Source organism: Mycobacterium sp. SMC-19 (assembly GCF_045310815.1).
GTDB lineage: Bacteria > Actinomycetota > Actinomycetes > Mycobacteriales > Mycobacteriaceae > Mycobacterium.
Genome location: NZ_JBJIAM010000002.1, coordinates 304570 through 323667 on the forward strand (window position 1 = coordinate 304570; position 19098 = coordinate 323667).

Genomic DNA, 19098 nt, shown 5'->3' on the forward strand with positions numbered 1-19098 from the left:
AGGTGATCGCTGTCTACGCGGTCTTGGACGACTTCAGCATGTTGCGCAGCACGTACTGCAGGATGCCGCCGTTGCGGTAGTAGTCGGCCTCACCGGGGGTGTCGATGCGCACCACCGCGTCGAATTCGACCTTCTCTCCACTTTCCTTGGTGGCGGTGACCTTGACCGTCTTCGGCGTCTTGCCCGCGTTGAGTTCTTCGATACCGACGATGTCGAAGGTCTCTGTGCCGTCCAGGCCCAGCGTCTTGGCGGTCTCGCCGGCCGGGAACTGCAGCGGGATCACGCCCATGCCGATCAGGTTGGAACGGTGGATGCGCTCGAAGGACTCGGTGATCACGGCCTTGACGCCCAGCAGCGTGGTGCCCTTGGCCGCCCAGTCACGCGACGAGCCGGAGCCGTATTCCTTGCCGCCCAGCACGACCAGCGGGATGCCGGCCTTCTGGTAGTTCATGCAGGCGTTGTAGATGAACTCCTGCGGGCCACCCTCCTGGGTGAAGTCCCGGGTGTAGCCGCCCTGGGTGCCTTCGAGGCCGATGGTGTCGAGCACCCGATTCTGCAGGCGGATGTTGGCGAAGGTGCCGCGGACCATGACCTCGTGGTTGCCGCGACGGCTGCCCAGCGAGTTGTAGTCCTTGCGCGCCACACCGTGGGCGTCCAGGTAGTCCGCCGCCGGGGTGCCGGGCTTGATCGGGCCGGCCGGGCTGATGTGGTCGGTGGTCACCGAGTCGCCCAGCAGCGCCATCACCCGAGCGCCCTTGATGTCGGAGACCGGTTCGGGCTCCATTCCCATGCCGTCGAAGTACGGGGCCTTGCGCACGTAGGTCGACGCCTCGTCCCAGGCGAAGGTGTCACCGTCCGGGGTCGGCAGGTTGCGCCAGTTGTCGTCGCCCTTGAACACGTCGGCGTAGGACTTGCGGAACATGTCCTGGTTGATCGCGGACTTGATGGTGTCGTCGATCTCCTGGGCCGACGGCCAGATGTCGCGCAGGAAGACGTCGTTGCCGTCGGTGTCCTTGCCCAGGGAATCGGTTTCGAAGTCGAAGTCCATGGTGCCGGCCAGTGCGTAGGCGATCACCAGCGGCGGGGATGCCAGGTAGTTCATCTTGACGTCGGGGGAGATGCGGCCCTCGAAGTTGCGGTTACCCGAGAGCACCGCGGTGACGGTCAGGTCCTCCTCGTTGACCGCCTTGGAGATCTCCTCGGGCAGCGGGCCGGTGTTACCGATACAGGTGGTGCAGCCGTAACCGCCCAGGTAGAAGCCGAGCTTCTCCAGGTAGGGCCACAGGCCAGCCTTCTCGTAGTAGTCGGTGACGACCTGGCTGCCCGGGGCCATGTTGGTCTTCACCCACGGCTTGGACGACAGGCCCTTCTCGACGGCGTTGCGCGCCAGCAGGGCCGCGCCGATCATCACCGACGGGTTGGACGTGTTGGTGCACGAGGTGATACCCGCGACGGCGACGGCGCCGTGGTCGAGGATGAATTCGCCGCGCTCGCCCTTGACGCGGATCGGCTTGCTCGGCCGGCCGTCGGAGCCGTTGGCGGCGGACTGCACGTCCACCGCACCGTCGTCGGCGAAGCTCAGCTTGGCCGGGTCGGAGGCCGGGAAGGACTCCTCGATGGCCTCGTCGAGCTGGGTGTGCGGCGTCGGGAGCTGCTCTTCGACGTAGTTGTGGATGTCCTTGCGGAAGGCGATCTTGCTCTCCGACAACAGGATCCGGTCCTGCGGACGCTTCGGTCCGGCGATCGACGGGACCACGGTGGACAGGTCCAGCTCCAGGTACTCGGAGAAGGCCGGCTCGCGGTCCGGGTTGTGCCACATGCCCTGGGTCTTGGCGTAGGCCTCGACCAGCGCGAGCTGCTCGTCGGTGCGGCCGGTCAGGCGCAGGTAGTTGATGGTCTCTTCGTCGATCGGGAAGATCGCGCAGGTCGAGCCGAACTCGGGGCTCATGTTGCCCAGGGTGGCGCGGTTGGCCAGCGGCACCTCGGCCACGCCCTTGCCGTAGAACTCGACGAACTTGCCGACCACGCCGTGCTTGCGCAGCATGTCGGTGACGGTGAGCACCACGTCGGTGGCGGTGACGCCCGGCTGGATCTCGCCGGTCAGCTTGAAGCCGACGACCCGGGGGATCAGCATCGACACCGGCTGGCCCAGCATGGCCGCCTCGGCCTCGATACCGCCGACGCCCCAGCCCAGCACACCCAGGCCGTTCTGCATGGTGGTGTGACTGTCGGTGCCCACACAGGTGTCGGGGTAGGCCTGGCCGTTGCGCACCATCACGGTGCGGGCCAGGTACTCGATGTTGACCTGGTGCACGATGCCGGTGCCCGGCGGGACGACCTTGAAGTCGTCGAAAGCGCCTTGGCCCCAACGCAGGAACTGGTAGCGCTCGGCGTTGCGCTGGTACTCCAGCTCGACGTTGCGCTCGAAGGCGTCGGCGGTGCCGAAAACGTCGAGGATCACGGAGTGGTCGATGACCATCTCGGCGGGCGAGAGCGGGTTGACCTTGTTGGGGTCGCCGCCCAGGGCGGTGACGGCCTCACGCATGGTGGCCAGGTCGACGACGCAGGGCACACCGGTGAAGTCCTGCATGATCACCCGCGCCGGGGTGAACTGGATCTCGATGCTCGGCTCGGCGGACGGGTCCCAGTTGGCGATCGCGTTGATGTGATCTTTGGTGATGTTCGCGCCGTCCTCGGTGCGCAGCAGGTTCTCGGCCAGCACCTTGAGGCTGTAGGGGAGTTTCTCGGTGCCGGGGACGGCATCGAGGCGGAAGATCTCATAGTTCGTGTCACCCACGGTCAGGGTGTCGCGGGCTCCGAACGAATTCACCGAATCTGTGCTGGTCACTTCAACTCCCGAGATCGAGTTCTCATCCATCGACGGGTCCGCGCCGACGGGCGACATAACCCTAACAGTACGATTGTCCTGTATAAAGTAAGGTTCACCTCACTTGGCCGGGGTTGATACCGTCATCAACCGTGACGATCCAGCACCCGCCGGCCTACATTCCTGGCGAGCTCTGCATCACCGTCGGCCTCGACCCGGCCACTCCGCCCGACGACTGCATGGCGCTGGTCAAGGTTGCCGTCGCCGCCGACGGGGTGAGCGCACCGGCGGCCGATGTGCCGGCGCTGCGCGAGGTGGTGGCCCAGGCGGGCCGCGACGGCATCGACCTCAAGATCGTCGAGGTCGCCCGAAACCCCGGGATGGACACCGCGCTGCGTGACGTCGCCACCGTGGTCGGCTACGACTATCCGGATTCGACCGTGCTGGTCGTCAGTACGAACTATGTCGGCAGCTATAGCGGCCAGTTTCACCGGTCCAAGCTGGAGGCCGCCGAGGACCACGCCAAAACCGGCGACCCGGTGACCTCGGCGCAGAATTTCCTGCATGAATTGACCACTCCGGATCTGCCCTGGACGGGCCTGACGGTGGTGCTGCTGGTCGGGGTGGCGGCGGCGGCTGTCGGCACCCGCTTCCTGCAGCGACGCAGCAAACGGGCTGCCGAGCGCTCCGACGTCGCGAACTAGCGGCCTTACCTCCGAAAACCCGGAAATTGGGCGATCAATTGTCGCCCAGTTGTGGGCTGCCGCAAATAATTAGGTCACCGAATGGTCACAAGCGGCTTAATTACACAAACGTAGTTTGTTACGAACGTTTCTCCAGTGACTGATGTGACGTATGGTCTCAAAAGGCGCAGCTGTTGTAACTGTTGTTTCTGTGCTTTTGCCACCGGCCGAAGCGCGGCGCCGCCTGCTGAGAGTCCGAGGAGATCCAAGCCGAATGAGACGCATGCGCTGTGGCTCCGATGGCTCTGTTTCCCGACTGGCGACCCGGTTGGCCCAACCCGCGACGGTGTCGGTGCTCAGCGCCGCGATGCTGCTGGGCACCCCGGGACTGGCGACGGCCCTACCCGGGCAGGACCCCGACGGCATCGCCGCGCTGATCGCCGACGTCGCCGACGCCAACCAGCAGCTGCAGAACCTGGGCGCGCAGATCGCCGAGGAGAAGGAAGGGGTCAACAAGGCCCTGGTGGATCTGCAGACTGCCCGCGAGGACGCGGCCGCCGCCCAGCACGAGGTGGAGGCCGGTCGGCAGGCGATCGTCGACGCCGATGCCGCGATCGCCGTCGCGCAGCGCCGGTTCAACACGTTCGCCGCGTCGACCTACGTCAACGGGCCCTCGGACAGTTACCTGACCGCGGCAAACCCCTCGGACATGATCGCCACGGCTGCGGCCGGGCAAACCTTGGCGCTCTCCTCCCAGCAGGCGCTGGACGGCCTCAAGCGAGCCCGCACCGAACAGCTGAACAAGGAGTCGGCCGCCCGGTGGGCCAAGCAGAAGGCCGACCAGGCCGTCGCCGACGCACAGTCCAGCCAGGACGCCGCGGTGGCCGCGCTCACCGATACCCAGCGCAAGTTCGGCGAACAGCAGGGCGAGATCGACAGGCTGGCCGCACGACGCAACGAGGCGCAGGCCAAACTCGCCGCCGCCCGCGGCCACGATCAGCCCCAGCAGGGGCCAGCGCCGGCCGGTCCCGCAGGCGGTGATCGGTGGGGGAACCCCACCGGACCCGCCGCCGGTCCGGTGGCCGCCAAGGAGCCCGCGAAGTGGGACGGTCCCTGGGACCCGACCCTGCCGATGATCCCCAGCGCCGACGTGCCCGGTGACCCGATCGCCGTCATCAACCAGGTGCTCGGGATTTCCCAGACCTCGGCGCAGGTGACGGCGAATCTCGGCCAGAAGTTCCTGCAGTCGATCGGGCTGGCCCGCCCCGACGACACCGGCATCAACAACGGCAAGATTCCGCGGGTCTACGGCAGGCAGGCCTCCGAATACGTGATCCGGCGTGCCCTTTCGCAGCGCGGCGTGCCCTACTCCTGGGGTGGGGGCACCGCTGCGGGGCCCGGCCGCGGGATCGGCTCCGGTTCGGGCACCGTCGGATTCGACTGCTCCGGGCTGATCCTCTACGCCTTCGCCGGGGTCGGCATCAAGCTGCCGCACTACTCGGGTTCGCAGTACAAGATGGGGCGCCAGATCCCGTCGGCAATGGCGCGTCGCGGCGACGTCATCTTCTACGGACCCGGTGGTAGCCAGCACGTGACGCTCTACCTCGGCAACGGTCTGATGCTGGAGGCCCCGGACGTGGGCCAAACGGTGAAGGTGTCACCGGTACGCAAGAGCGGCATGACGCCTTACGTAGTCCGATACATCGAGTACTGACGGCGGTGCAATGCAACTGAGTTCATTACGTCTTTCGCGCCTCATCGGGTCGCTGCTGGTGGCGATCCCGGTGATGGTGGGCCTGGCCGGACCGGCCGAGGCGGACCCGGGGTGGGACCCCACCCTGCCGGCGACGATCAGCGCCGGGGCGCCCGGTGACCCGTTGGCGATCGCCAACGCGTCGCTGCAGGCCACCGCCAATGCCACCCAGACCACGATGGACCTGGGCCGCAAGTTCCTCTCCGGCCTCGGTTTCAACGTGGGCGATGAAGCCGCCGGCAACGTGTCACCCGGCCAGCGGGTGCACGGCAAGCAGGCCATCGAGTACGTGATCCGTCGCGGTGGTGCGCAGATGGGTGTGCCCTACTCCTGGGGCGGCGGTTCGCTGACCGGTCCCAGCAAGGGTGTCGACTCCGGCGCGGGCACGGTCGGTTTCGACTGCTCGGGCCTGATGCGTTACGCCTTCGCCGGCGTCGGCGTGCTGATCCCGCGATTCTCCGGTGACCAGTACAACGCCGGTCGGCATATTCCGCCCAATCAGGCCCGCCGCGGCGACCTGATGTTCTACGGCCCCGGCGGTGGCCAGCACGTCACCATGTACCTGGGGGGCGGCAAGATGCTGGAGGCCTCGGGCAGCGCCGGGAAGGTGGTCGTCAGCCCGGTGCGGACGTCGGGGATGACGCCGTATCTGACCCGGATCATTGAGTACTGACGCATTCGGGACGGGCCTTACGTCGACGGATGCTGCTAACCCTGGAATAGTGAAACGAGGGCACAACGCTGCCCCTCGGCCGTGCGCCGTGCAAGCAGTTGTGTCTGACCGACCTTTGTGGAGGATTTGTCGATGACGTCATCGGATGGGACGCCCGCGGGCGCCAGCGGTTTCCCCGGCTCGGCCGGTGCCGAGACAGGCACAGTCGGCGGTAGCGGGCTCGCCGCCGACGTACACGCGCTGGAGCGGGCCATCTTTGAGGTCAAGCGCGTCATCGTCGGCCAGGACCAGCTCGTCGAGCGCATCCTGGTCGGCCTGCTCGCCAAGGGCCACGTGCTGCTCGAAGGCGTGCCCGGCGTCGCCAAGACCCTGGCCGTGGAGACCTTCGCCAAAGTGGTCGGCGGGTCCTTCGCGCGCATCCAGTTCACCCCGGACCTGGTGCCGACCGACATCATCGGTACCCGCATCTACCGGCAGGGCCGCGAGGAGTTCGACACCGAGCTCGGCCCGGTGATGACCAACTTCCTGCTGGCCGACGAGATCAACCGTGCACCGGCCAAGGTGCAGTCGGCGCTGCTGGAGGTCATGCAGGAGCGCAAGGTCTCCATCGGTGGCAAGAGCTTCGCGCTGCCCAACCCGTTCCTGGTGATGGCCACCCAGAACCCGATCGAGCACGAGGGCGTCTACCCGCTGCCCGAAGCGCAGCGCGACCGCTTCCTGTTCAAGATCAACGTCAGCTACCCCTCGCCCGAAGAAGAGCGCGAGATCATCTACCGGATGGGCGTCACCCCGCCGGAGCCCAAGCAGATCCTCGGCACCGGCGACTTGGTGCGACTGCAGACGCTGGCGGCCAACAACTTCGTGCACCACGCCCTGGTTGACTACGTCGTCCGGGTGATCACGGCCACGCGCCACCCCGAACAGTTCGGCATGCCGGACGTGAAGAACTGGCTGTCGTTCGGTGCGTCGCCGCGTGCCTCGCTGGGCATCATCTCCGCGTCCCGGGCGCTGGCCCTGGTGCGAGGTCGCGACTATGTGATCCCGCAGGACGTCATCGAGGTGATCCCGGACGTGCTGCGCCACCGCCTGGTGCTGTCCTACGATGCCCTCGCCGACGAGATCACCTCGGAGATCGTGATCAACCGGGTGCTGCAGACGGTGCCGCTGCCCCAGGTGAACGCCGTTCCGCAGCAACAGCATTCGTCGGCACCGGGTGCCCCGACCGCGGCGGCAGTGGCCGGCGGTCGGTGAGCGACCCCGACACCGGGGCTGAAACGTCTCAGGCGCCCGGAACCAGTACCGCACCGCCGTCGATGCTGCGCGGAGGAATCCGCGACCCCAAGCTGGCCGCGGCGCTGCGGACCCTGGAGCTGACGGTCAAGCGCAAGCTCGACGGGGTGCTGCACGGGGACCATCTCGGCTTGATCCCCGGCCCGGGCTCCGAGCCCGGCGAGTCCCGGCTGTACCAGCCCGGCGATGACGTACGCCGGATGGACTGGTCGGTCACGGCCCGCACCACCCATCCGCACGTCCGCCAGATGATCGCCGACCGCGAGCTGGAGACCTGGCTGGTGGTCGACATGTCGGCCAGCATGGATTTCGGCACCGCCACCTGCGAGAAGCGTGACCTGGCGGTGGCGGCGGCCTCGGCGATCGTCTACCTCAACAGCGGCGGCGGGAACCGGCTGGGCGCACTGGTGGCCAACGGTGAGCGCGTCGTGCGGGTCCCGGCCCGCTCCGGGCGCAACCACGAGCAGACCCTGCTGCGCACGATCGCCACCATTCCGCGGGCCCCCGTCGGGGTGCGGGGCGACCTGGCGGCGGCCATCGACGCGCTGCGCAGGCCCGAACGCCGGCGGGGGATGGCGGTCATCATCAGCGACTTCCTCGGACCGATCAACTGGATGCGCCCGCTGCGAGCGATCGCCGCCCGCCATGAGGTGCTGGGCATCGAGATCCTCGACCCGCGTGACGTCGAGTTGCCCGACGTCGGCGACGTGGTGCTGCAGGACACCGAATCCGGGATCACCCGCGAATTCACCATCGACGCCAAGCTGCGCGACGATTTCGCCCGGGCCGCGGTGGCCCACCGCGCCGACGTCGCGCGCGCGTTGCGCAGCTGCGGCGCGCCGATGCTGGGATTGCGGACCGACCGGGACTGGATCGCCGACATCGTCCGATTCGTCGAGTCACGCCGGCGCGGCGCGCTGGCGGGGATGCCGTGAACTCGACCCGTAAACAGACAGGTCTGCTATGACATTGCCGCTGCTTGGGCCGATGACGCTGACGGGCTTCGCGCACCCGTGGTTCTTTCTGTTCCTGTTCGTGATCCTGGGCCTGGTCGCGCTCTACATCCTCATGCAGGTGGCGCGGCATCGGCGGATCCTGCGGTTCGCCAATATGGAGCTGCTGGAGAGCGTGGCGCCCAAATCGCCGACGCGCTGGCGGCACCTGTCGGCGATCCTGCTGATCACCTCGTTGCTGCTGTTCACCGTCGCGATGGCCGGCCCCACCCACGATGTCCGGATCCCGCGCAACCGCGCGGTGGTGATGCTGGTGATCGACGTCTCCCAGTCGATGCGGGCCACCGATGTGGCGCCCAGCCGGCTGGCGGCCGCGCAGGAAGCCGGCAAGCAGTTCGCCGACGAACTGACCGCGGGCATCAACCTGGGCCTGATCGCCTACGCCGGCACCGCGACAGTGCTGACCTCGCCGACCACCAACCGCGACGCGACCAAGGCCGCGATCGACAAGCTGCAACTGGCGGACCGCACCGCCACCGGTGAGGGCATCTTCACCGCATTGCAGGCGATCGCCACCGTGGGCGCCGTCATCGGCGGCGGCGACACCCCGCCACCCGCCCGCATTGTGCTGCTCTCCGACGGTAAGGAGACGGTGCCGTCCAACCCCGACAATCCCAAGGGGGCGTTCACCGCGGCTCGCACCGCCAAGGACCAGGGCGTGCCGGTCTCGACGATCTCGTTCGGCACGGCCTACGGCTACGTCGAGATCAACGAGCAGCGTCAGCCGGTGCCGGTCGACGACGATTCGCTGAAGAAGATCGCCGATCTGTCCGGCGGCAGCGCCTACACCGCGTCCAGCCTGCAGCAGCTCAAAGAGGTGTACTCCACGCTGCAGGACCAGATCGGCTTCGAGACCATTCGCGGCGACGCGAGCACCGGCTGGCTGCGGCTGGGAGCGTTCATCCTGGCGCTGGCGGGGTTGGCGGCGCTGCTGCTGAACCGCCGTCTACCCGCGTAGGTCCCACCCCACCCGTTGACTCTGCGCTCACGGCGCAAAAGTGCGAGTAGCCCGCGCCCTCAGCGCAGAGTCAACGTGTCGATTCGATAGGTTATGCCGGTGACAGACAGCGAAGCCCCCGCAGGAAAGCCCGCATTTGTGTCCCGTTCGGTCCTCGTCACCGGTGGAAACCGGGGCATCGGGCTGGCGATCGCGCAGCGACTGGCCGCCGACGGCCACAAGGTGGCGGTGACGCACCGCGGATCCGGTGCCCCCGAGGGACTGTTCGGGGTCGTGTGCGATGTCACCGACAACGACGCCGTCGACCGCGCCTTCACGCAGGTCGAGGAGCACCAGGGCCCGGTGGAGGTGCTGGTGGCCAACGCCGGTATCTCCAAAGACGCCTTCCTGATGCGGATGACCGAGGAGCGTTTCGAAGAGGTCATCAACGCCAACCTCACCGGCGCCTTCCGGGTCACCCAGCGGGCGTCGCGCAGCATGCAGCGCAAGCGCTTCGGCCGGATCATCTACATCGGATCGGTCTCGGGCATGTGGGGCATCGGCAACCAGGCCAACTATGCGGCCGCCAAGGCCGGCCTGATCGGCATGGCCCGCTCGATCTCGCGCGAGCTGTCCAAGGCCGGCGTCACCGCGAACGTCGTTGCGCCGGGCTACATCGACACCGAGATGACCCGGGCCCTCGACGAGCGGATCCAAGAGGGCGCCCTGGACTTCATCCCGGCCAAGCGGGTGGGTACCGCCGAAGAGGTCGCCGGTGCGGTCAGCTTCCTGGCGTCTGAGGACGCGAGCTACATCGCCGGCGCGGTCATCCCCGTCGACGGCGGCATGGGCATGGGCCACTAGCGACTCGTTCAGTTCAAGATAGGGGACTTTTCATGGCAGGCATTCTCGAAGGCAAGCGGATCCTGGTCACCGGGATCATCACCGACTCCTCGATCGCGTTCCACATCGCCAAGGTGGCGCAGGAGGCCGGCGCGCAGCTGGTGTGCACCGGCTTCGACCGGCTGCGGCTGATCCAGCGCATCATCGACCGGCTGCCGGAGCCGGCTCCGCTGCTCGAGCTCGACGTGCAGAACGAGGAGCACCTGGGCTCGCTGGCCGAGCGTGTCACCGAGGTGATCGGCGAGGGCAACAAGCTCGACGGCGTGGTGCACTCCATCGGCTTCATGCCGCAGACCGGCATGGGCATCAACCCGTTCTTCGACGCCCCCTACGAAGATGTCGCCAAGGGCATCCACATCTCGGCGTACTCCTACGCCTCACTGGCCAAAGCGGTACTGCCGATCATGAACCCCGGCGGCGGCATCGTCGGCATGGACTTCGACCCGACGCGGGCGATGCCCGCCTACAACTGGATGACGGTGGCCAAGAGTGCCCTGGAGTCGGTGAACCGGTTCGTGGCGCGCGAGGCCGGCAAGGTCGGTGTGCGGTCGAATCTGGTTGCGGCCGGCCCGATCCGGACGCTGGCGATGAGTGCCATCGTGGGCGGTGCCCTGGGCGAGGGCGCCGGCGAGCAGATCCGGCTGCTGGAGGAGGGCTGGGACCAGCGGGCCCCGATCGGCTGGGACATGAAGGACCCGACGCCGGTGGCCAAGACCGTCTGCGCGCTGATGTCCGACTGGCTGCCGTCCACCACCGGAACGGTCGTCTACGCCGACGGTGGCGCTCACACCCAGTTGCTCTAAATGGAGCTAGACGCCGTCCTGCTGCTGTCTTTCGGGGGACCCGAAGGCCCGGAGCAGGTTCGGCCGTTCCTGGAGAACGTCACCCGGGGACGTGGGGTGCCGCCGGCCCGGCTCGACGCGGTCGCCGAGCACTACCTGCATTTCGGCGGGGTATCGCCGATCAACGGGATCAACCGTGCGCTGGCCGACGCTTTGCGTGCCGAAATGCCGGGCCTGCCGGTATATTTCGGCAACCGCAACTGGGAGCCCTACGCCGAGGACGCCGTCGCGGCGATGACCGCCGACGGTGTCCGACGCGCCGCGGTGTTCGCGACCTCGGCCTGGGGCGGGTATTCGGGCTGCGACCAGTACGCCGAGGACATCGCCCGGGCGCGGCGGGCGGTGGGGGAGCAGGCGCCGGAGCTGGTGAAACTGCGCCAGTACTTCGACCACCCGTTGTTCGTGGCGATGTTCGCCGAGGCGATCGCCACCGCCGCCGACAGCCTGCCGGCCGGCCTGCGGGACACCGCCCGGCTGGTTTTCACCGCGCATTCCATCCCGGTGAGCGCCGACGCGCGCTACGGCCCACAGCTTTACAGCCGCCAGGTCGCCTACGCGACCAGGCTGGTCGCGGCAGCCGCGGGCTACCACGACTACGACCAGGTGTGGCAGTCGCGCTCGGGGCCCCCGCAGGTGCCCTGGCTGGAGCCCGACGTCGAAGCGCACCTGGCTGCCCTGGCTGAGAACGGCGTGCGCGCGGTGATCGTCTGTCCGATCGGCTTTCTCAGCGACAACATCGAGGTGGTGTGGGACCTCGACAACGAAGTCCGCTCTGCGGCGCAGGCGGCCGGGATCGCCTACGCGCGCGCGGGCACCCCGAACGCCGATCGACGGCTGGCCCGTCTGGCCCGCGGCCTGATCGAGGAACTGCGCACCGGCAGCGCACCCGAACGCATCGCCGGGCCGTCCGCGCTGGGCTGCGGATTCGGGGTCAACGGGGCGCCGTGCGGGTCGTCGCACTGCACCGCGATCGTGGTGCCGGCCAGCGGGTCGCCGCTATAGGGCCGAAGCCGGCTCGCTGCCGAGGGTCAGTTCTGCCAGGCCGAGTGCAGGATCGCCGTCACGGCGGCGCTGCGTGCCGAGCGCACCACCGTCGTCAACGGCGCAACCGTATCCACGGCGCGCCGGACCGCGGCCGATGTTTGAGCGCTCGCGGTCAGCAGATCGGCGCTGACGGTGATGATCGCCTCGACGTGGGCGGCGCTCTGCAGCACGCGCACCGCACGGCTGGGTGCATGATCCGGAATCCGGTGCAAGAGCGTGGCTTCCATCATCTGCTCCACGCGCAACCGCGGATCCTCCACGCCGTAGTCGGCCCAGCGCGAACCGGTGGAGCCCAATGCTTCGGCCGCCGTTCGCACCGCCGACCGCAACGAGTACTCGGCGTCGCCCAGATCGTGCTGTTCGCTCGTCGGCATGCTGGTCAGCGGGAACACGGTCCAGCACAGCTCGGCGGCGTAGTCATCGTTGGCGTCCTCGGAGTACGCCGGAACCAGCCCGATCGGAGCTGAGGCGTTCGACGATCCGATCAGGACGGCCTCACCGGCGAGGATCGCCTCCTGGGAAAAGGCCGTTCCGGCCGGCAGTCCGCGGACATCGCCGGGTACCGGAAACACCGGTCGAATGCCGTCCCCAGCGGCCGCCAGCCCGGCGCCACGCACCAACTGCAGCAGTGCGGTTGCGCCGCCGTCGCAGGCGTCCGGCCATGACAGGCCGATGCTGCTCGCGACGACCGCATCGTGGGCGGCCACCGATTGCACTGGCGCCCAGGCCGATAGTGCGTCCAGCACGTCATCGGGTGCGGCCCGGCCGGCAAGCCAGGCGTTGGCCCACACCGACAGGGAAGTACTCGGGCACCACATGATGCAAGGCAGTGTAGTTGCCCGCGCTGTCCCGGCCGGACCGCACAGGTTCGCGCGGTTCTCGGGCTATCCTGGCCGCATGCCGACTGCCCTGATCTGGTTGGTCTTCGCACTCGGGCTCGCAGGAGCCGAGGCCCTCACCGGTGACATGTTCCTGCTGATGCTCTCCGGTGGTGCGCTGTCGGCGGCGGCAACCAGCGCTCTGACCAGTTGGCCGCTCTGGACGGACGGGGCGGTGTTCCTGGTGGTGTCGGTGCTGCTGCTGGCATTGGTGCGCCCCGCGCTGCGCCGAAGGCTGTGGGCCGGCACCGGCGGCGAAACCGGGGTGCTCGCGCTGCAGGGCAAGACCGCGCTGGTGCTCGACCGCGTCGAACAGCACGGTGGCCGAGTGAAACTGAACGGCGAGGTGTGGACCGCCCGCCCGCTCACCGACGGCGACGTCTTCGAACCGGGTGAGCAGGTCACCGTGATGCACATCGACGGCGCTACCGCGGTGGTCGGCAAGATCCTGTAACGAAAGGAATCGTCATGGAAGGCGTCACAACCGGGCTGCTATTGCTGGCCGTTTTGGTGGTGTTCGCGATCATCGTGGTCGCCAAGTCGGTCGCGCTGATCCCGCAGGCCGAGGCGGCGGTCATCGAACGGCTGGGCCGCTACAGCCGCACCGTCAGCGGTCAGCTGACCCTGCTGGTCCCCTTCATCGACCGGGTACGGGCCCGCATCGATCTGCGTGAGCGGGTGGTGTCGTTCCCGCCGCAACCGGTGATCACCGAGGACAACCTGACGCTCAACATCGACACCGTCGTCTACTTCCAGGTCACCAACCCCAAAGCCGCGGTGTATGAGATCAGCAACTACATCGTCGGTGTGGAGCAGCTGACCACCACCACGCTGCGCAACGTGGTCGGCGGGATGACGCTGGAGCAGACGCTGACCTCCCGTGAGGTGATCAACAGCCAACTGCGCGGGGTACTCGACGAGGCGACCGGTCGGTGGGGGCTGCGGGTGGCCCGAGTGGAGCTGCGCAGCATCGACCCGCCGCCGTCGATCCAGGCGTCCATGGAGAAGCAGATGAAGGCCGACCGCGAGAAGCGGGCCATGATCCTGACCGCCGAGGGCCAGCGCGAGGCCGCCATCAAGCAGGCCGAGGGTCAGAAACAGTCCGAGATCCTCACCGCCGAGGGCGCCAAGCAGGCGGCGATCCTGGCCGCTGAGGCCGACCGGCAGTCCACGATGCTGCGCGCCCAGGGTGAGCGGGCCGCCGCCTACCTACAGGCCCAGGGGCAGGCCAAGGCCATCGAGAAGACGTTCGCGGCGATCAAGGCCGCCCGGCCCACCCCCGAACTGCTCGCCTACCAGTATCTGCAGGTGCTGCCGGAGATGGCTCGCGGCGAGGCCAACAAGGTGTGGGTGGTGCCCAGTGATTTCGGCTCCGCACTGCAGGGCTTCACCAAACTGCTCGGCGCCCCCGGTGAAGACGGTGTTTTCCGCTATCAGCCGTCGCCCGACGACGAGCCCCGGCACCGGTCCGAGGACGACAGTGAGGAAGTTGCCGACTGGTTCACCACTCAGACCGATCCGGCGATCGCCCAGGCGGTCGCCAAGGCCGAGGCGGATGCGCGGAAGCCCGTCGAGGGCGTGTTGCCGGCGCAGCTCGATCCCGGTCTGGCGTGAGCGCACTGACGGCACGGCCAACCTACGTGGCGTTGGCCGCGTTTCTGGCTGGGGACGCCGTGGCGTCGGCGATCCCGGTGCCCTATGTCGCCAAGAACATGGATGCCATGCGGATTCCCGCCGAGGTCCGCTGGGCGGTCCCGGTGGCCAAAGCCGCTACCGCGCTGGGCCTGGCATCGGTGTTCCGCTTCCCGGGCGTCGCCCGGCTCACCACCGGGTTGTTGACGTTGTATTTCGCCGGGGCGCTGGGCATCCACCTGCGGGTGCGCAACCGGGTCGCCAACATCGTGCCCGCGGTGCTGCTGCTGATGGTGTTCGCCGCGATGACGGTCCAGGGCCCGCACACCGCCGGGGGCGGGGTACGGGCCCTGGAGTCGTAGTTCCTAGCTCCTGCGGGAGGAGGCGGCAGTGTGCTCGTCGAGGTTGGTCGCCTTGTAGGCGTAGGCGGCCACGACCGCGCCGAGCAGCTGGGCGATCAGGTAGACCCAGAGGAACTTCCAGGCGAAGATCCCCGACAGCATCAAGCCGAAGGTGATGGCCGGGTTGAACGCGCCGCCGGAAATGGCGCCGACCGCCACCACGCCGACGGTCACCACGAATCCGATCGCCAGGCCGTAGAAGCTGTTGCCGGCACTGTCTTTGCTCGTCGCGGTGTGCAAAACGACATAACACAGCGCGAATGTGAATACCAATTCGGCCAGGAATGCAGGCCAGACGGTGCCGGTCAGATCAAGTGTTCCGGTCGCGTACTTGTCGTGCCACAACCCGAATCCCACACCGAAGGCGGCGAGCGCACCGACCAACTGGGCAACGATGTAGGGTCCGAGATCACCCAATGGCAGTGCGCCCCGCAAATAGGCGGCCACTGAGACGGCCGGGTTCAGGTGGCCGCCCGAGATGTGCCCACTGGCGTAGACCATGACCATCAGCACTGAGCCGATACCCAGCGCGGTGGCGGCTACGCATTCGGTGCCGGACAAGACGATGCCGAGCACAGCGAACATGAATACGAACGTGCCGATCATTTCGGTCAAATATTTGCGCACCGCGGCATTCCGATCAGCCATTGATCCGGTCCCTTCACTCCGTCGAGCACCTGTCCAATTTGTGCTGTGCCAGCACATGGCACTAACGAATACTGTAACGGCGTGAAGTCTTCGGTCTGCTATTTGCGGACCGTTTTTCACCGAATTGTTGCTGGATTAACGAGGGCGTCGTGTTGTTTGCCTATGCGTTTTCCGCAGTTTCGGTGTCGGGCGCGCAGCTCGGGGAGGCGGCGCTATCGGTCCAAGCGTAATTCGACCATCGGCAGTGCTGTGTTGGGCGGCGTCACCGGTTCGCCCAGCGTCTGCTCGAGCACCGCGCTGAACTTCGCCCAGGCGCGGGGGTGGCCTTCGATGTAGTGGCCCAGCACGCGGTCGGCTTCGGACTGGTCCAACACCCTGGCGGTAGCCGGAGCCGACGCCCTGCTCCCGGCGTAGACCCGCACCCGGGGGTTGGCGGTGATGTTGCGAAACCATTGGGCGCGGTCGCCGAAACCCGATGCCACCACATAGCTGTCACCGGCGGCGTGGTCGATGACTTCCAGGACGACACGGCGGCGCGCGCCCGTCTTGCGTCCGATGTGCTCGAGCATCAACAGGCGCGGTCCGAGGAGGCCGCCAAGTCGCGCGCGGTACAGCCAGATCGGGGCGCGCATCAGCCGTCGCGATCGCAACAGTCGGCTGAACGTGTCGGCCAAGGGCGGCATCTTCTGCAGGTTACCCGCGGCGCGGCCGGGACGCCGGATCACTCGTCGCCCGGGTGAACAACGTCAACAGGGCCTTGCCGACGGACCCGGCAGCCGACGGGCGGTCCACCGACACCGAGACCTGGTCGCCGAACCGGCGGCGAAGCTCGCATTGCAGCCGGTCATAGAGCGTCGATTCGGACGCGGGGCAGCCGTGGCAGGCACCGGACATCCGCACCCGCACCTGGTTGCCGGTCACCTCGACCAGCTCGATCGCCCCGCCGTGGGATGCGGCGATCTCGCCGATCGGCCCGTCGAGCAGTTCCTGGACCGCCCGCGTCAGGTCGCCGGCGTGTTCGATGGGGGCGATACTCCACCCGGTCGGCTCCCGGAGCGCGTCGGCGAGCGCGACGCGGATCTCCTCGCCGCGATCTCGCCAACTCTGGCGGGGGCTCAGCGTGATCGCGATCTCCGACCCGGCCACCGTCAGCTCGTCGATCACGCCGTCGTCCTGCAACTCACCCAGCCGCCCCGGGGCATGCCGTACCCGCCCGGCGGCGGGCATGCGCTCGTGGCCGATCACCCATCGCACCCGTTGCGGGTCTTCGGTCGCGACAGCGTGCATGGGGATCATGCGCCCAGGCCTGCCGCGATCGACCGGGCGGCGAATGCCATCACCCAGGCCAACACGAACATGTAGCCAAACGCGAAGGCCGGCCATCGCCAGGAATTGGTCTCCCGGCGCATCACCGCCACGGTGGACATGCACTGCAGCGCGAACATGAAATACACCATCAGCGCGATGACCGTCGGTGCGGTGAACACCGGCCGGCCGTTGTCGTCGGTCATCGACACCAGGGCCTGATGCGGGGTGGTGGGGTTGGTGGCCGCCGACACCTGGCCGAGCGTGGACACGAACACCTCCCGCGCCGACAGCGACCCGACCAACGCAATGTCGGTACGCCAGTCGAAGCCCAGGGGCGCGAAAACCGGCTCGATCGCCCTGCCGATCCCGGCGGCGTAGCTGTGGTCCAGCACGTAGGCGTTGGCGTCGGGTGGCGGGAGCGCTGCGGTCTCGGCGTCGCGGGTGGGCAGATTCATCAACACCCACAGCACCAGTGACGTGGCCAAGATGACGGTTCCGGCTTTGCGCAAGAAGATCTTCGCCGCATTCCACATCGCGACGAGAACGGCCGTGGGCGAAGGAAATCGGTACGGCGGCAGTTCCATGGTGAATGGCAGCAGGTCGCTGCGCAGAATGGTGGACTTGAACAACGAGGCGGCCAGCAGCGCCGACGTGCCGCCGCCCAGATACAGCAGGAACATGGTGATGCCCTGCGCGCTGAAGCCCCACCAGCGGGCCTGCGGTGCCACCAGGAGCCCGACCAGCAGGGTGTAGACCGGCAGTCGCGCTGAGCACGTCATCAACGGCGCACTGATGATGGTGGCGATCCGATCCCGCGACGACGGCAATGTGCGCGTTGCCATGATGCCGGGGACCGCGCAGGCGAACGAGGAGAGCATCGCCACGAACGCGCGCCCCTCCAGCCCGGTTCTGGCCATGACCCGATCCATCAGGAACGCGGCCCGCGACATGTAGCCGACGTTCTCCAGCAGTGCGATCAGCAAGAACAGCAACACAATCTGGGGAAGGAACTGCAGCACGGTGCCGACACCGCCGATGACACCGTCGCCGATCACACCGCCGAGCACCGTGCCGCCGAGCCGGCTGTCGACCTGCGATCCCAGCCAGTCGAGGGCAGTGGCGATCCGGTCCTGCAGTGGGGCGGCCAGGGTGAAGATGATCTGGAAGAACCCGAACATGACCGCGAAGAAGATGGCGACGCCCCAGAGTGGGTGCAACACCCACCTGTCGATCCGGCCGGTCCGCAGATCCGGGTGCGGGGAAACGTAGTCAGCGGCGGTCAGCACGGAGGTGCCCCAGGCGTCGAGCGCCTCGGGCTCTTCAGGCGGCAGCACCGCAGGCCGCGACCAGGCGTCGCTGCGCCCCAACAGCGTGCGCAGGCCCTCGATGCCCGAACCGCGGTTGGCGATAACGGCAACGACCGGCACGCCCAACGCGCTGGCGAGAGCTTCCGCATCGATTCCGCCTCGGCGCGAACATAATTCATCGGTCATAGTGAGTACCAGCGCAGTGGGGAGGTCCAGGCGCAGGACCTGGCCCACCAAGGTGATCGAGCGGCGCAGCGTCGTGGCGTCGGCGACCAACACGATCGCTTCAGGGCAGTCGATCCCGTTGATTCCGCCGGCCAACACGTCGGCAACAACCTGTTCGTCCGGACTGATCGGGTCCAGGCTGTAGGTGCCGGGCAGGTCTTCGACCGCCACATCGACATCACCGACGGTCATCAGCCCGACGCTGCGCCCCACCGTGACGCCCGGGTAGTTGCCGGTCTTGGCACGCAACCCGGTCAGGTGATTGAACAGGCTGGTCTTTCCCGCGTTCGGGCTGCCGACCAGCGCTACCCGTCGCGCCGGTGTCACGTCGACGGTGGTGGCGGCGCCATCGTGGCAGTCGGTCATTGCCGACCACCGCCGATGCCGTCGATCTCGATCAGCCGGGCCTCCCGGCGCCGCAGACACAGTTCGGTGTCCTGCACGCGGTAGATGGTGGGATCGCCCAGCGGCGCCCGGCGGATCACGTCAACGCGGGCGGCCGCACGGAATCCGAGCTGGCGCAGCCGGTTTGCCACCGCCTGCGGGGCGTGCACCGCGGCACCGGTGATGGTGGCCTGCTGGCCCGGAACCAAGTCGGCGAGCACGGTCGCCGATTCGGTTCGATGCGGCGATCGCCGCCGCCACCTGCGCATCAGACGCCCTAACGTTAGATCGGCTTACTGCCTGAAAGGTACGCCTGATTCGCCGGGTACGTCATCGGCCGATTCGCCGCG

Annotated in this window: 19 protein-coding genes; 12 read left to right on the plus strand and 7 right to left on the minus strand. The window is 67.8% G+C overall.

Annotation, left to right across the window (positions count from 1 at the left end):
- Positions 1 to 13: 13 nt before the first annotated feature.
- Positions 14 to 2848, minus strand: a complete 2835-nt coding sequence (gene acnA, locus ACJH5R_RS05590) for an aconitate hydratase AcnA (protein ID WP_406759352.1) — start codon at positions 2846 to 2848, stop codon at positions 14 to 16.
- 131 nt (positions 2849 to 2979) lie between these two features.
- Here acnA and ACJH5R_RS05595 point away from each other — a divergent pair, with 131 nt between their 5' ends.
- The 9 genes from ACJH5R_RS05595 to ACJH5R_RS05635 all read left to right on the plus strand — a co-directional run bounded on the left by ACJH5R_RS05595 (position 2980) and on the right by ACJH5R_RS05635 (position 11923).
- Positions 2980 to 3531 (plus strand): DUF6676 family protein, encoded by a 552-nt coding sequence (locus ACJH5R_RS05595; protein WP_406781458.1) that lies wholly within the window; start codon positions 2980 to 2982, stop codon positions 3529 to 3531.
- Between the two features lie 262 nt (positions 3532 to 3793).
- Positions 3794 to 5224, plus strand: a complete 1431-nt coding sequence (gene ripA / locus ACJH5R_RS05600; protein ID WP_406781619.1) for an NlpC/P60 family peptidoglycan endopeptidase RipA — start codon at positions 3794 to 3796, stop codon at positions 5222 to 5224.
- A 10-nt stretch (positions 5225 to 5234) separates the two neighbouring features.
- Positions 5235 to 5936: an NlpC/P60 family peptidoglycan endopeptidase RipB gene (gene ripB / locus ACJH5R_RS05605; RefSeq protein ID WP_406759354.1), complete on the plus strand. Its 702-nt coding sequence runs from the start codon at positions 5235 to 5237 to the stop codon at positions 5934 to 5936.
- A gap of 132 nt (positions 5937 to 6068) precedes the next feature.
- Positions 6069 to 7187 carry a MoxR family ATPase gene (locus ACJH5R_RS05610; protein WP_308483268.1) on the plus strand — a complete coding sequence of 373 codons (1119 nt, stop codon included), beginning with the start codon at positions 6069 to 6071 and terminating at the stop codon, positions 7185 to 7187.
- Positions 7188 to 7249: 62 nt separating this feature from the next.
- A complete protein-coding gene (locus ACJH5R_RS05615) occupies positions 7250 to 8161 on the plus strand; it encodes a DUF58 domain-containing protein (RefSeq protein WP_406759393.1) in 912 nt (303 codons plus the stop codon).
- Between the two features lie 28 nt (positions 8162 to 8189).
- Entirely contained in the window at positions 8190 to 9197 is a 1008-nt protein-coding gene (locus tag ACJH5R_RS05620; protein WP_308483267.1) for a VWA domain-containing protein, read from the plus strand.
- Positions 9198 to 9296: 99 nt separating this feature from the next.
- Positions 9297 to 10040, plus strand: a complete 744-nt coding sequence (gene fabG1, locus ACJH5R_RS05625; RefSeq protein ID WP_406781459.1) for a 3-oxoacyl-ACP reductase FabG1 — start codon at positions 9297 to 9299, stop codon at positions 10038 to 10040.
- 32 nt (positions 10041 to 10072) lie between these two features.
- Positions 10073 to 10882, plus strand: a complete 810-nt coding sequence (gene inhA, locus ACJH5R_RS05630) for an NADH-dependent enoyl-ACP reductase InhA (protein ID WP_067973144.1) — start codon at positions 10073 to 10075, stop codon at positions 10880 to 10882.
- On the plus strand, positions 10883 to 11923 hold the full coding sequence (locus ACJH5R_RS05635; protein WP_406781460.1) for a ferrochelatase: 1041 nt from the start codon (positions 10883 to 10885) through the stop codon (positions 11921 to 11923).
- A 26-nt stretch (positions 11924 to 11949) separates the two neighbouring features.
- Here ACJH5R_RS05635 and ACJH5R_RS05640 read toward each other — a convergent pair whose 3' ends face one another.
- Positions 11950 to 12783, minus strand: a complete 834-nt coding sequence (locus ACJH5R_RS05640) for a hypothetical protein (protein ID WP_406781461.1) — start codon at positions 12781 to 12783, stop codon at positions 11950 to 11952.
- Between the two features lie 79 nt (positions 12784 to 12862).
- Between ACJH5R_RS05640 and ACJH5R_RS05645 the strand changes: the two genes are divergently transcribed.
- From ACJH5R_RS05645 to ACJH5R_RS05655, 3 genes are read left to right on the plus strand one after another with little or no spacing between them, the layout of a single operon-like run.
- Positions 12863 to 13297, plus strand: a complete 435-nt coding sequence (locus ACJH5R_RS05645; RefSeq protein WP_406759357.1) for an NfeD family protein — start codon at positions 12863 to 12865, stop codon at positions 13295 to 13297.
- Between the two features lie 14 nt (positions 13298 to 13311).
- Positions 13312 to 14457 (plus strand): SPFH domain-containing protein, encoded by a 1146-nt coding sequence (locus ACJH5R_RS05650; protein WP_406759358.1) that lies wholly within the window; start codon positions 13312 to 13314, stop codon positions 14455 to 14457.
- On the plus strand, positions 14454 to 14837 hold the full coding sequence (locus ACJH5R_RS05655) for a DoxX family protein (protein ID WP_406759359.1): 384 nt from the start codon (positions 14454 to 14456) through the stop codon (positions 14835 to 14837). Before ACJH5R_RS05650 ends, ACJH5R_RS05655 begins: the two co-directional genes overlap by 4 nt.
- Before the next feature lie 3 nt (positions 14838 to 14840).
- Here ACJH5R_RS05655 and ACJH5R_RS05660 read toward each other — a convergent pair whose 3' ends face one another.
- The 5 genes from ACJH5R_RS05660 to ACJH5R_RS05680 all read right to left on the minus strand — a co-directional run bounded on the left by ACJH5R_RS05660 (position 14841) and on the right by ACJH5R_RS05680 (position 19017).
- The gene (locus ACJH5R_RS05660; RefSeq protein WP_406759360.1) at positions 14841 to 15524 is read right to left on the minus strand and encodes an MIP/aquaporin family protein; all 684 of its coding nucleotides are present in this window, start codon (positions 15522 to 15524) and stop codon (positions 14841 to 14843) included.
- Between the two features lie 212 nt (positions 15525 to 15736).
- Entirely contained in the window at positions 15737 to 16207 is a 471-nt protein-coding gene (locus ACJH5R_RS05665; protein ID WP_406759361.1) for a nitroreductase family deazaflavin-dependent oxidoreductase, read from the minus strand.
- Positions 16208 to 16217: 10 nt separating this feature from the next.
- Positions 16218 to 16820 carry a NifU family protein gene (locus ACJH5R_RS05670; RefSeq protein WP_406781462.1) on the minus strand — a complete coding sequence of 201 codons (603 nt, stop codon included), beginning with the start codon at positions 16818 to 16820 and terminating at the stop codon, positions 16218 to 16220.
- Positions 16817 to 18730, minus strand: a complete 1914-nt coding sequence (locus ACJH5R_RS05675) for a ferrous iron transporter B (RefSeq protein ID WP_406781463.1) — start codon at positions 18728 to 18730, stop codon at positions 16817 to 16819. Before ACJH5R_RS05675 ends, ACJH5R_RS05670 begins: the two co-directional genes overlap by 4 nt.
- Entirely contained in the window at positions 18727 to 19017 is a 291-nt protein-coding gene (locus ACJH5R_RS05680; protein WP_406781464.1) for a ferrous iron transport protein A, read from the minus strand. The genes ACJH5R_RS05675 and ACJH5R_RS05680 overlap by 4 nt, the downstream gene beginning before the upstream one ends.
- Positions 19018 to 19098 lie beyond the last annotated feature (81 nt).